This is a genomic window from Pseudonocardia oceani (assembly GCF_019263585.2).
Taxonomy (GTDB): Bacteria; Actinomycetota; Actinomycetes; order Mycobacteriales; family Pseudonocardiaceae; genus Pseudonocardia; species Pseudonocardia oceani.
In genome coordinates, this window is record NZ_JADQDF010000001.1 from 5,349,378 (window position 1) to 5,361,685 (window position 12,308).

Sequence of the window (12,308 nt, forward strand, 5' to 3'; positions counted from 1 at the left end):
TTCTGAGCGCTCACCCGAGCGCGAGCTTGATCCCGAGCGCCGCGTCGCGGCTCCCGCTCGTCGTGCCCTGGCCGCCGGGGAACGTCTGGTTCACCACGACCGGCGGGCGACCGCGAGATTCCGCGCGCATCTGCGCCAGCTCCCGCACCACCACACCGAGGTCGATCCGCGGGCCGCCGCCGGTCATCACCGGGCGGGGCGCCAGCATCGCGGCCTGCAGCTGCGTCGCCATCGGGTTGCTGCCGATCGGTGTCGCGACCGGCAGCGGCCCGAGACGCGCCTCGAAGTTCCCGCGGCGACTGCTGATCGCCGCGACGAGCCGCTCGAACACCTCGGTCTGGCGGGGCGACAGCATCCGCTCCGCGCGGCCGGACAGGTTCAGCGCGGCGGTGCCGGACGGGATCATCCCACCGCGGTCGGCGAGCGAGGTGCGCGGGGGGCGCGACAGATCCGACGGCAGAACTCCGCCGCGGGCCCGAGCGACGAACGAGACGTGCGGATGGTCCATGTGGTTTGCGGTCGGCGATCCGCGGTCTTCCATGCCTCGCCAGCCGCCACCAGAGTTGATCCTCTGACGCCAGATGACGTACTTGGTTGCGAGACGCCCGAAGTTGCTCAGGAAGTGATCGCTGACCCGGTTGCCGAGCCCGACGTTGGACATCGTCATGAAGTCGAGCGCGAGTCCCACCGGGTGATCCGACGCGTTCGCACGCGCACCCACACCGCCGATGCCGCCGGGCATCGGGCCGAACAGCCGGAGGATTTCATGCCCGGCTGCCGCGACGTGCGGCTTCACGCCGCCGAAGTTGGACCCACCCGGCGTCAAGGCGGGACCCGCCGCCGCTGCTGCCGCCGCTTCCTCGTACCGCTTGATCGCGGCCGCGACCACGGGCGCCATACGGCGGGCCGCTTCCTCGGCGGTGCCGCGATGGTCCTGCGACACCCTGGTGCTGTACGGGGGCGGCGGGCGGACGATCCCGCCGAACGCGAAACGCTGCACCGGGCCCGTGTAGCGGGTCGGGATGATGCCGCCGGACGCGAACCGATAGGCCGGGTCAGGGATGCCTTCCCCGGCGGCGAGCGCCGCCGGATCGGTGCGCGAGGTGACGAATCGACGCACCCCTGCGGTCCCGCCCTCTCGGGCTGCCCTGTTCGCCTGCGCGACATAGGCCGGGCCGACAGCGCGGGTCCACTCGGGGCGCATGACGGCCTCGCCGCCGGACAGTTCGAGCCGGCCACCGGTGGGGGAGGCGAACGAGTGGACGTCCCGGCCTGGGGTGTAGCCGGGGAGCACCGCGCCGGTCGCGGCGCGGATCACCTTCCCGGGGCCGGCCCACACGCCGCCGGTCGCCATGCGGCCTGCGGAGCCCTTGAATGACCCGTCCGGGTTGAACATGGGCCCGAGCTGGCCGTTCGCGGTGACGTTGAACGACCCGGACGGAAGGTTCCGGATCTGGTCGGCCATCCGGTTGAGCTCGGTGCGGAGGGTGCCCGATGCGGTCGCGGCCATGTCCCGCAGCGCCTTCTCCTGCAGGCGGGCCTTCTCCTCGGCCGACGCCGACGCACCACCGAGGGTGTCGAAGTTCCCGGCCAGGGTCCGCATCGCGTCGGCGGTCCGCCCGGTGGCGGTGTCGGCGAGCCGGCCCAGCTCGTCCTTCTGCTGCCGGGCCAGGATTTCCGCGCGCGAGGACGCACCCGCGGAGATGTCGATCGCAGCGGCCGCGGCGAGCAGCGAGTCCCGCACCGGTCCGGTGTTGGCGTCGGCCAGGCGGAGCAGCTCCTCCTTCTGCGCGCGCGCTGCGAGCTCGTCGACGTTCGCCGCCTCCGACGCGATCCCGTCGGCGCGGGCCTTCTCACCGGCGGCCGTAGCCGTGGCGAGCAGCTGACCCTCGAGCGCGAAGTTCGCTTCCCGCGCCTCCAGGCTGCCGGCGCCGTGGTCCCGGGTCGCCTCCGCGGCCCGGATCTGCGCGCGCTCCAGGTTGAGCAGCGCGCCCTCGTAGCCGCGGCCTGCGTTCGTCGCGGCCATCGCCTGGTCGGACTGCTGGATCATGGCCGCGGTGTGCAGGTCTGTCGCGTTCCGGGCGGCGATCTGCTCGATCTGCACCCGACGGGTCGCATCGGCCAGCGCGGACGCCGCAGCCTGTACCCGTGGCGAGCTGGCAGGGAAGCGGTCGAGCGCCGCTTGGTATTCGCCCTGCGCGATCGTGACGTCCTGCTGCGCCCGCTGCAGCGCGGTCATCTCCGACCGCTGCCGCGACATCGCCTCGGTCGTCGACTCGACCGAGGCCATGCCGAAGACGTTGCTGTTCACCCAGCCGTTGATGCTGGTCGCCCAGTCGTCGAACCCGGACCGGCCGGCCTGCGATGCGCCCTGCTGCTCGAGCAGCGCGGCTCGCATGTTGTCCGCGGCGACGCCACCGGCGGCCATCGCGGTGACCGCACTGTCCGTTGACGTGGACATCGAGGACAGCGCGAGGCCCAGCCCGACCGCGGCGACGCCGACGATCGGGAGAGCGCGACCCACCGCGGCCACCGCGGTGCCGAGGGCCAGCGTCGAGGTGCCGGCGGCGAGGGCCACCGGGGCGAGGCCTGTCATTCGGCCGGCGAACGCGGCAGCCGACGCTGCAGCGACCTGCGTCGACACACCGAGGGCGGCGACCGAGGGCGCCACCAATCCGAGGCCCTTGAACGCGATGACCGCGGCCAGGACGGCCGGGGCGACCGGGCCCAGGACGTCGATCAGCCCGCCGGTCAGGGAGATGACCGGCGTCAGTGCGGTGACCGCGAGCTCCGCACCACCAGCGAGCGCGCCGAGTGTTCCGCCCGCGAGCTCTCCCAGCTCCGAGATGAGCGGGGACACCGCCGACGCGGTCTGCGACACCAGGGAAGCGAACCGCTCTAGCCCGTCGGTGCGGGCGAACGCGCCGGTGGTCTCGAGTGTGGCTCCAGCGAGTTCCTTCACTCCGGGCAGGAGCGTGTTGATGGCGTCGCGGGACTCCGCGAACGTGTCGACCAGCGCCCGACGACCCGACTGCGACGACATCAGAATGTCGATCTCGGCGGTGAGTCGCTCGACCGTCCCGAGGAAGCTGAACCCAGCCTCGTCCGCGGCCGAGAACAGCGATCCGAGGGCGCTGCCGGTGTTGATCGCGATGCGCCCGAGGGACTCGACGGCGTCGATGCCGCCGCGAATCCACTCCGCAAGCTCTCCCGACTTCCGAGCCTCGGCGATGAACTCGCGGAACTGCTCCGTCGCGCGGGTGGCGCCAGTGGCGAGCTCCGGCATCACGGCGGCGCCGACGACCGCGATGTCGGTCAGCGCGGCGGCGACGTTCGTGCCGGCCGGCGCCAGCTCGCGCATCGTCGTGCGCGTCAGCCCCAAGATGGTGTTGACGTCGGTGATCGTGCGGCCCTGCTGGATCCAGTCGACGAACCCCTTCGCGCCGAGGTTGAGCTCCTCGGCGATGCCGGACAGCCCCGTCTTCATCACCGGCAGGTAGGTGCCGGCGACTGTCTTGATCTCCTCGCCGACCCCGCGGAACAGCTGCTGCTGCACCTCGAGGCGCATGTCGGAGAAGGCGGGCCCTAGCCCGCGGATCGTGGCGACGGCCTCGCGCGCGTTCGGCGACAGCGCCGCGACCGCCTCGTTCACCTTCTTGACCTGCGCGGCCGTACCTGTCGGGCCGAGCGCGTCTGCGACGTGCGACAAGCCTAGGGCGAACGTCGCCATCGCGGCGCCGCCGGCCGCGCCAGCCGCCGGGACCAGGCCGAGCACGCCGGTCAGATCGAGGACAGCGCTACCGACCGCGGCGATCTGGCCCGCCGCGGCGAACGCGCCGGGGATGGCCAGCGGGACGGCGGCGATCTTGCCGAGCGTCTCGAGGGCGTCCCACGTGCCTTCGATGGCGTCGGTCAGGCCTTCGAGGGCGGATGCGGCGACGCTGGTCTCGACGTGCAGGTTCGCGATGTGCTGGCGCCCGGCGACCTGCGCGAGGTGGTTCTCGAGGTCGCGGATCTGCCGGCGGGCGGTCTCGGTTTCGGCCCGTACCTCGACGGTCTGCTCGGACGCCTGCAGCTCGGCCAGCTGCACGCGCAGCGCCGCGAGCTCCATCATCGCCTGGCGGGTGTCGGCACTAACCTCGAACTTGCCGCCGGACAGGGTGCTCAGCTCGGTCTGGATCCGCGACAGCTGCGACAGGACCGAAGTCTCTTCGAGCCGGATCCTGATCTGGTGCTCAGGCTCCGAAAGGCGGCGCACCGACGCGAGTAGCGCCGTCATCTGCGCGAGCGCGCCAGCGGTGTCGGCGGTGACCCGGACGTTCGGGCGTTCGGTGGCCAGCCCGCGCGCGGCGACCACCAACGCGCGGATGCGGTTGAGCGCGACGTCGTCGTGGTCGACGCGGACCTCGATCTTGACCGGCGACATCATCTTCAACGCCATGAGGCGTGTGTCGATGCTCTCGACGCGCGTCTCGGCCTGCCCGGTCGTGACGTTCAGCGTGACATTCTTGTCACCGAGCGTGGCGAACTTCGCGGCGATCGTCGTGAGGTCGGCCTTGGCGGTGCCGGTCTGGATGTCGAGCTTGGCTCGGGTGTCGCGGACCTTCCGCATCTCCACGACCAGCGCGGTGACCTCGCCGCGAGCCTCGGCGGCGCCGACGACCTCGACCGTGGCCCGCACGTTGCGCAGCGCGTCGAGCCGGGTCTTGAGCTGGTTGGCCTTGAGCGTGGCCGGGGTGATGTTGAGGTCGACCTTGGGCTCGACCTTGAGCCGGTCGAGGTCCTTGAGCTTGGTCTCCAGGCGCTCCGCCGCAGCGGCGATCGCACGGAACTCCTGCTCCGCCGTCGCGTTCGCGGTGACGTCAAAGTTCATGGATCGGGACACGGCGAATCACCCCCGTCTCCCGTGAGTACTTCCGTGCAGGTGGACGAGGTGCGGGGGGGTACTGCAGGTCAGGCGGGGGCAGGCTCCTCCGCGGGCGCGGGCGCCGCGGCGGTCTTGCGGGTGCGGGTCTTCGCCGGCTTCGCGTCACTGGCGTCGGCCGCTCGAGTGGCGCTCAGGATCGACATGAGGTCGAACTCGTCGAGGTCGAGCTTGGCCGCATCCTCGGTGCTCATCCCGATGCGCGTGCGCGCGATCACCAGTGCCGCGATCCACGCGTCGCCGTCGAGATCGTCGAGGCGGGCCCGCTCGGCGGCGTTGGGCGACAGGCCGGCGGTGAGACGCTTCTGCAGCCGGGCCTCCGTCGCCGTCAGCCGGGCGTCGTCGAACTCGTACACCTCGCCCGCATAAGGGATCTTCCACTTCATAGGTCGCTCCTCAGCGCATGATCTGGCGGGCGGTCCGATCCATGGCGGCCTCGACGGCGGCACGGAACCGCGGCTCGCCGTCGTTGATCGCCTGGTCGAACCAGGGGTCAGGCATCTGGTTGAACCACGACCTGGGGTTGCTGGGGTCGTGGCCGAAGGCCCGGTGGCGCCAGCGGCGCCGGTGTGACCCGTCGGAGTACAGCGCCACCCGGTGGCCTTGTGACGGGTTCGCCGGGAGCACCACCGCGCCGTCGACGGTGAACCGCACCCCCGCCGGGGTGGCGAGCGCCTGGGTCTTCGTCGCTGCGGCGAGCCGGGCACGGAACCCGGTGGTCTGCCGGGCGCCGCCCTTCGGGATCTGTGCGGGGAAGTTCGCGCGCGCCACTCGGGCCCGCACCTGCGACAGCACCGGGGGGGCGGCCATCTGGATGCCCTGCCCCAGTTCGCGGCGCAGGCCGCCGTCGGCGGCCGCGCGGAGCCTGTCCGCGAGCCGGCCGAACTGGCGGTAGTTGGACACCCGAACGCGGATCTTCACATGGCACCCCCCGCTACCTGCCGTCGCAACGTCACCGACGTACCGGGCGGCGCCTCCCGCATCAGTTGCTCCCTACGGGTTTCCACGACACCGCAGCCCCTGCAGGTGTGCGTCGCGGCCACGTACGCCCGCGGGTGTCCGCCGTGCTTCTCGTCCCAGTCGTGCGGGTGGGTCCCGCAGCTCGGGCACTTCTCGTTCTCGCGGAGCTGCCACAGGATCGCGGCGTCCCGACTGACCTTCGACCACGCCAGGAACTCCTCCCAGGCGATGCCCCTCGGCCCGCAGTACGCCATCTCTGCGGCGAACTGGGCATCCCCTAAGAGTCTTTTCCCAGCTCGGCCGCCGGGGCGCGGTCGTTGAGCGCGAGCGCGGTGTCGAACAGTTCCCGCACCTCACCGAACGGCAGCAGCGTCATCAGCTGCGCCCAATCCTCCCAGCTCAGCGACTCCTCGCCGTCGAGCGGCACCTCTGACCGGGACAGCAGCGCCGGCCGGAACGTGGCCTCGTTCCAGATGGCGCCATCTTCGCGCTGCTGGTCGGTCGGCGGGTGCTCGGCCATGAGCTGCTCGAACTCGTCGGCCGGCAGCGCCCGGAGCTTGAGCTCCTCCGGGTCGCCGTCGGCGTCGGTCGAGGCCAGCAGCACCGTCGCCGACGGGAGCTGCCGCGCGAGCAGCCGCTCCCGCCGGGTCACGTCGCGGCGGGGATGACGAGGTCGTACGTCGGGATGCGGGTCATCGAGCAGTCGACCCGCAGCATCGTTGCGGCGTCCATCGACCGCACCTTCTCGCAGGACAGCACCTGGATCGGGTAGAGGTCCATCTTGGAGGTCGGGGTGTCGCCCTCGTCCATGAACGCCAGGAAGCCGAGCGTGTCGCGGGGCAGGACGTCGCGGACGTCGTCACCGCCGCGGTCGGCGTAGATGTTGAGCGAGGAGTCCTCCGCCGACACCCGGCCGGCGATCTTCCCGACGAACCGGGTGAGGTCCGGCGTCTCGATCGTCTCCGAGGTGGTGGTGAAACCCGACCAGCTCTCGATCTCGGTCGTGAGGTCGGTGCCGGCGTCGATCTCGATGCGGGTCGGCGCGTCCGGGTAGGCGGCCACGACGGGGATGAACACGACCTCGAGGCCGTTCAGAGCGGAGAACCGCTCGGCGGCGTTCAGGGGGGTGGCAGCCATGTCAGCTCTCCGATCCAGCGGCGCGGGTCTGCGCCGGCTTCTTCGTCACGGGCTTCCACCCGCGCGTCTCCCAGTGCGCGACCGCGCGCGGCGACACCCGGTGGGTGCCGTCGATGTCCTTGTGCTCGAGCTCCACCCACTCCTCGGGGACGGCGCGAACACGGGGGGTCTGCTGAGCCACGGGGCTCCTCCTAGACATGCGAACGAGCCCCGCGGCAGGTGCCGGGAGCGAGGGGGGAACTGAGGGGGTCAGGCGAGGTGGGTGATCTCGACCGGGAACATCACGTCGACGATCAGCTGACCCTGTTCGTTGACCGTCGCCGAGTACGTGTAGCCGGCGCATCGCGCCGCCAGCACCAGCCCGCCCAGGGTCCGATCAGCCCGAAGGGCGTCACGGGCGCTGGTGAGGATGGCGAAGGTGTCTCGGCGCTGCGCCGCGACGTCTGCCGAGCCCGACCATGACCGGGCCACGCACGGAACCTGCGCGATGGCCTCGCGCTCCACGCGGAGCCCGGCCGTGGTGAACGTGCCCTGCGTCTGCTCGACGAGCGGGGTCCACCCGACCAGCAGCGCCGCGCCGCGGACATCCACCGTCGGGGGACCATCGACGACCTGCACCTGCGGCGGCAACCCGGCCCGCCACAGCACGACCAGTGCGTCGATGACGTCCGGGAGGACGCAGCCGCCGCTCACGGGCAGTTAGGGGCGCGCGCCCCCAGGAGCTCGGCGGCGCGGTTGGGTAGGGCGTAACCCATCCCCATCACTGCCGGCACATCGGAAGATCCGTACGCCGGCGCCGAGGTGAAGCCGTTGGCGCGCTGGGTCGACCACAGGTGCTGGCAGATGATCAGCGTCGCCTCTTGGTAGGCCGAGGGCACCTCGTTGACACCGGCCACGTACGTGACCACCGCGGTGCCCGCCAGGCCGTACAGCAGGCCCGTCACGGGGTTGAGCGCCAGCGAGGTGACGTCCGAGGCGGTTCCGCCGACCGAGACCGAGACCAACTCCGTCACCGGAGTGCGCAGCAGCGCCGGATGCCCCGAGGTGACGACGTGGGTCTCGACGATCGTGCGGCGCACCAGCACCTCGCCGACGTGACGCTCGACGACCTCTGTGGCCGCCTCGGCGAACCGCATCAACTCGGCGTCGTCGGTGTTGTCCCCGTCGCGCGCGTTGATGAACTGCCGGGCCTCCTGCAACGACACCAGCGAGTAACCGCCCGGCACAGCGCGCTACTTCTGCGAGGTGGAGGCGGTGCGGGCCTTGTTGCGCGGGGCCGGGGCCTGCTTCTCCGCCGGGACCGGCTCGGCGTCGTCCGAGTCGTCCGTGGCGTACGGCGGGCGCGGCACCGGCTGCGGCTCCACCTGGGCGGCCGGGCCGACCCTCTTCGCGCGGTCGCCGTAGAGCGCCTCCGCCTCGTCCTCGGACAGCTTGAGGGTGGCGGTGTGCCCGCGGTGGGGCACCTCGTACAGGTCCAGCTTGGCCATGGAGAGCCTCCGAGCGGTGGGTGGCACATCGACGATGTGCTGCGGGTTCGACGGCACACACGCGGTGTGCGCGGCATTGCAGATCGGGCAGACGAGCACTAGCGCCTCCAGACATGCCGAACCCCCGCAATGGGGAGCTGTGCGGGGGTTCGGACAAGCAGGGGACGTGGGTTAGAGCAGCGGCCAACGATCACGCTTGCGCGTGTTGCACGGAGTGCAGACCGGCCGAAGGTTCGCCAGCATGTGTGGCCCCTGCTTCGCAAGGGGCTTCACGTGATCGATCGCGTCATACGGCGCCGAGCACATCCAGCACCGGGCGCCCCAGTACGCGACCTTCGCCTCGAGCTGAGCCGAGGTGAAGGGGTACACCGAGCAACCGCGCTTGATGGCTGCGTGGCGACGGCGCCAGACTTCGCGCTTCCGCTCCGGATCGATGGCGTAGCGACGAGCCTGCGACTCCAGGCGGATCTGACGCCGACGCTCCGGGTTGTCCTCAGCCCACTCGCGAGCTCGTCGTTTCACGACATTGCGATCCGCGTGGTACGCCGCCGTTGCCCGCGCGATGTAGGCGGAGCGGTTCGCAAGGTAGTGCTCGTGGCGGACGGGTTTGCGACGGTCTCTGTGCTTCGCGTAAGACCGATTGTCGGATGCTCGCTTGCAAGGGCGGCAGTAGCGGAACAAGCCATCGGCGGTCTGCTTGCTCGGGCCGAACTGGTCAATCGGCTTCGGCTCTTGGCAGCGCGAGCAGGTCTTACACTGGGTCACAGTCGGGCTCCTGATTACAGCAGGGTCAGGTCGATTTCCACGAAGGCGCTCGGCTGGAGCACTCCGAAGGCTGCACGCATCTCTGCCAGGATGGCCACGAGGTTTCTCACGAAGAAGTCCGCGTGACTGTCCGTAGTCGTGATGGTGCTCTGCTGGCGGTCCCACAGCACTGCCTTGGTGAAATCGCCGACGTAGGCGGTGCCCGCGGCGACGGCCTCGGACTCGACGACCGGCAGGCCCCACAGCGTGGTGGCGCCGCCCGCGGCGGCCGGGCCGCCGAACATGAACGCACCGGTGGCGCCGTCCTCACGGATGAGGTCGATCGTCTCCAGGTCCGCCGGGTTGATGACGTAGGCGTTGGGGACCGAGCGGCCGGTGGTCCGGACCTTGGTCTTCGCCATGCGGGTCGTGGTGAGCAGGTCGGTGGTGTAGGCCTGCGCCTGGACACCGGAGACGTTGCCCAGGCCCTCGAAGTTCTCGCCGGTGCCGTCACCGGCGATCATCTGGTCTTCGAGTTCCTCCTCGAGGCCGTACTCGAGGAACCCGTCGATCAGGGTGACCATCTGCGCGGCGTCGGCCAGGGCCCGCTTGGTGACGGGGATCCAGTGCGCGATCGTGCGGACCGGGGTCGTCACCCGTGCCACGGCCAGGCCGGACTCGGGCTTGTACCCGCCGCCGGCCGCGTTGACCAGCGGGCCGGTGGTGGCGCTCTGCGTCGGCGCCGCCGAGGTCGTGGCCTCCGCGACGGGCGCGGCGTTGTTGGTGATCGAGGTGACGCGCACGTACTCGATCGAGTCCGACGTGGTCGTGCCGGACGTGACCAGGTCGCGCAGGGTCAGCGGCCGCTGGAACGGCTCCGTGCCGACCTGCAGGCCGAGGTCGTCGCCACGGACGAACGCGCCGCCGGAGGTGTCCGAGGCGCCGGTGACCAGCGCCTTCTCGCCCCGCTTGGGGGCGACGAGCCGCTCGAACCCGACCGGGTTGGCCTGCACGCGGTGCTGCTTGGTGAACTGGCCACCGGGGACCGAGTCCAGCATGGCCTTGTACTCGGGCGAGCCGACGTAGTGCTGGCCGATGGACTTGCGCCCGCCGGGGACGATCAGGCCGGCGGGGGTACGGCGCTCGCCCGACTTCTCGTTGAGGCCGATGCCGTCGCCGAGGTCGACGATGGCGGCCTTGATCGCGGCGTCGCCCTTGGCCTTGGCCGCGCGGTTCTTGGCGTCGGAGGCCTTGCCGAGCAGCTCGGTGAGCTGGGTGCGCTCGTCGTCGGTGTACTCGCGGTCCGCGGCGTCGACGGTGGCGGCGATGGCGCGGGCGGCCTTGAGATGCGTCTGCATCTCCTCGACCGGGTCGATGGTGGTGCTACTCATGGTGATCTCCTCAGATCGTGTACGAATCGGCCTCGAGCTCGAGCAGCTCCAGGTCGGTGCGCAGACGCTCGGAGGCGGTTCCGGGCCGGGCGGGCTCGGCACCCTTCGACTCCGCGGCGGCCTCGGGGGCGACCTGGGTGTCGGGGGTGTCGGCGGGCTGGGCTGGCGTGGCCTTCTCGGCGTTGCTCAGGTCGTTCTTGCTGGTGTCCGGCTCGACGGCGTCGAGCAGGGCCTGCGCAGCCGCGACGAGCTTGCGGATGCGCGCGATGATGGGCTTCGGGGTGAAGCCGGGAGGGGCTGCCTTGACCTCGACGACGGCGTACTCGGCGTCGAGCTGGTCGAGGGTCTTCGCCAGGCGGTCCAGCGCCTTCGCCTGCAGGTCGTCGTCGCCACCGGTGGGGTGGCCGACGTTGACGGTCACCGCGGGCTGGTCCGACTTCACGTCGAGGGTGGCGGTGTTCTGGTTGCAGCCGATCGGAGTGGGGCCGACCTCGTAGACCTTGAGGCGGTGCAGCTCCTTGCGGGCGCCGCTCAGGGCCTTCTCGCCGGGGGGGCGGGCGTCGGTCTCGTCGTACGCGAAGCTGTACTGACGCACTCGGCGGCCCTTGAGGAGCTTGTAGATCCGCCGGGGGCCGGGCTCGTCCATGTCGATGCGAGCCTTGACCCAGAGGCCGACGCCGGGGCGCTCCTCTGCTTCTTCCACGACGCCGATGTGGGCGTTCGGGTCGTTGCTCTGGTGCGACCACAGGAACGGCAGCGGGTCGCCCGACGCCTTCCACTCAGCGAGGGTGTCGGCGAAAGCGCCAGGGATGATCTGGTCGCCGACACTGTCGACGTCGTACGTGGCGACGATGGCCTCGACTACGCCCTCTTCCAGGCCGTCTTCCGGCCCTGCGGCCTTGACTGTGACCGAGCAAGTCTTGGTCTGCATCCGCTGTATCCCTTCGTGTGGCTGGCATGCGAAAGGCCCCCGTCGAATCGACGAGGGCCTTCGCGCGTCTAGCCACCAGGGGCGACTAGTTAGGTATGGGGACTGGCCTTGGGCTGGAACGGCCACCGGCCAGCCTTACCGCTGTTGCACGGAGGGCAGGCCGGTCTGAGGTTGGCCAGCATGTTCGGGCCACCGGCCACGATCGGCTTGACGTGGTCGACCGTGCCGGCAGGTGCACCACACATCCAGCATCGGTTGCCGTAGTAGGCGAGTCGCTGCGCGAGCTGAGCCGCAGTGAACGGCACCTGCTGGACCTTGCGGAACCGGGCGCGCCGGACGGTCGTGGACGCAGCGCTGACCAGTCGGTAGTACTCGGGCTTCTTAGCCTTCGCCCTGGCGATGATGTCCAGGCAGCGACGCGGGTCGCGGCGGTAGTAGTCCGCCATGTAGGCGGCATGCCTACCGCGGTTCTCCTGGTAGTAGCGCCGCTTGTTCGCTCGAACCATCTGCGCGTTGCGCTTCGTGTACTGGCGGACGCGCTTGCGGGCTGGTTCGGGATCAGCGGCGTACTGCGCCTTGCGCTTCGCGCTGATCGCTTCGCGGTTGGCCTGGCCGTGACGGCGGGCGTTCGCGGCGTTGCATGCCTTGCACCAGGGGTTCAGGCCGTCTCGACGGTTCTTGTCGCGCCCGAACCGGTCGAGCGGCATGGTCTCGGCGCACTTGGGGCAAGTCTT

13 protein-coding genes are annotated in these 12,308 nt (G+C 70.7%); all 13 read right to left on the bottom strand.

Going from position 1 to position 12,308, the window contains the following annotated elements; translation table 11 throughout:
* Positions 1 to 10: 10 nt before the first annotated feature.
* Positions 11 to 4,885 carry a VldE C-terminal domain-containing protein gene (locus I4I82_RS26680; protein ID WP_218596140.1) on the bottom strand — a complete coding sequence of 1,625 codons (4,875 nt, stop codon included), beginning with the start codon at positions 4,883 to 4,885 and terminating at the stop codon, positions 11 to 13.
* Positions 4,886 to 4,953: 68 nt separating this feature from the next.
* Positions 4,954 to 5,310 carry a hypothetical protein gene (locus I4I82_RS26685; RefSeq protein ID WP_218596141.1) on the bottom strand — a complete coding sequence of 119 codons (357 nt, stop codon included), beginning with the start codon at positions 5,308 to 5,310 and terminating at the stop codon, positions 4,954 to 4,956.
* Between the two features lie 10 nt (positions 5,311 to 5,320).
* A complete protein-coding gene (locus I4I82_RS26690) occupies positions 5,321 to 5,845 on the bottom strand; it encodes a hypothetical protein (protein ID WP_218596142.1) in 525 nt (174 codons plus the stop codon).
* A gap of 316 nt (positions 5,846 to 6,161) precedes the next feature.
* Positions 6,162 to 6,536 carry a hypothetical protein gene (locus tag I4I82_RS26695; protein ID WP_218596143.1) on the bottom strand — a complete coding sequence of 125 codons (375 nt, stop codon included), beginning with the start codon at positions 6,534 to 6,536 and terminating at the stop codon, positions 6,162 to 6,164.
* Entirely contained in the window at positions 6,533 to 7,021 is a 489-nt protein-coding gene (locus I4I82_RS26700) for a phage tail tube protein (protein ID WP_218596144.1), read from the bottom strand. The genes I4I82_RS26695 and I4I82_RS26700 overlap by 4 nt, the downstream gene beginning before the upstream one ends.
* 1 nt (position 7,022) lies before the next feature.
* The gene (locus I4I82_RS26705) at positions 7,023 to 7,202 is read right to left on the bottom strand and encodes a hypothetical protein (protein WP_218596145.1); all 180 of its coding nucleotides are present in this window, start codon (positions 7,200 to 7,202) and stop codon (positions 7,023 to 7,025) included.
* A gap of 68 nt (positions 7,203 to 7,270) precedes the next feature.
* Complete coding sequence (locus I4I82_RS26710) at positions 7,271 to 7,714, bottom strand: hypothetical protein (RefSeq protein WP_218596146.1); 444 nt, start codon at positions 7,712 to 7,714, stop codon at positions 7,271 to 7,273.
* Positions 7,711 to 8,247 carry a head-tail connector protein gene (locus I4I82_RS26715; protein WP_218596147.1) on the bottom strand — a complete coding sequence of 179 codons (537 nt, stop codon included), beginning with the start codon at positions 8,245 to 8,247 and terminating at the stop codon, positions 7,711 to 7,713. The genes I4I82_RS26710 and I4I82_RS26715 overlap by 4 nt, the downstream gene beginning before the upstream one ends.
* 6 nt (positions 8,248 to 8,253) lie before the next feature.
* Positions 8,254 to 8,508, bottom strand: a complete 255-nt coding sequence (locus tag I4I82_RS26720; RefSeq protein ID WP_218596148.1) for a hypothetical protein — start codon at positions 8,506 to 8,508, stop codon at positions 8,254 to 8,256.
* A 171-nt stretch (positions 8,509 to 8,679) separates the two neighbouring features.
* Entirely contained in the window at positions 8,680 to 9,273 is a 594-nt protein-coding gene (locus tag I4I82_RS26725) for an HNH endonuclease signature motif containing protein (RefSeq protein ID WP_218596149.1), read from the bottom strand.
* A gap of 14 nt (positions 9,274 to 9,287) precedes the next feature.
* A complete protein-coding gene (locus I4I82_RS26730; protein WP_218596150.1) occupies positions 9,288 to 10,643 on the bottom strand; it encodes a phage major capsid protein in 1,356 nt (451 codons plus the stop codon).
* A gap of 10 nt (positions 10,644 to 10,653) precedes the next feature.
* Positions 10,654 to 11,574 carry an HK97 family phage prohead protease gene (locus tag I4I82_RS26735; protein ID WP_218596151.1) on the bottom strand — a complete coding sequence of 307 codons (921 nt, stop codon included), beginning with the start codon at positions 11,572 to 11,574 and terminating at the stop codon, positions 10,654 to 10,656.
* 89 nt (positions 11,575 to 11,663) lie between these two features.
* Positions 11,664 to 12,281 carry an HNH endonuclease signature motif containing protein gene (locus I4I82_RS26740; protein ID WP_226370261.1) on the bottom strand — a complete coding sequence of 206 codons (618 nt, stop codon included), beginning with the start codon at positions 12,279 to 12,281 and terminating at the stop codon, positions 11,664 to 11,666.
* Positions 12,282 to 12,308: the final 27 nt, after the last annotated feature.

What these genes read in the sequence shown, in the direction of transcription:
- I4I82_RS26685 (WP_218596141.1), bottom strand. Translation starts at nt 5,310, where the DNA reads ATGAAGTGGAAGATCCCTTATGCGGGCGAGGTGTACGAGTTCGACGAC.
- I4I82_RS26700 (WP_218596144.1), bottom strand. Translation starts at nt 7,021, where the DNA reads ATGGCTGCCACCCCCCTGAACGCCGCCGAGCGGTTCTCCGCTCTGAAC.
- I4I82_RS26740 (WP_226370261.1), bottom strand. Translation starts at nt 12,281, where the DNA reads ATGCCGCTCGACCGGTTCGGGCGCGACAAGAACCGTCGAGACGGCCTG.
- I4I82_RS26730 (WP_218596150.1), bottom strand. Translation starts at nt 10,643, where the DNA reads ATGAGTAGCACCACCATCGACCCGGTCGAGGAGATGCAGACGCATCTC.
- I4I82_RS26735 (WP_218596151.1), bottom strand. Translation starts at nt 11,574, where the DNA reads ATGCAGACCAAGACTTGCTCGGTCACAGTCAAGGCCGCAGGGCCGGAA.
- I4I82_RS26720 (WP_218596148.1), bottom strand. Translation starts at nt 8,508, where the DNA reads ATGGCCAAGCTGGACCTGTACGAGGTGCCCCACCGCGGGCACACCGCC.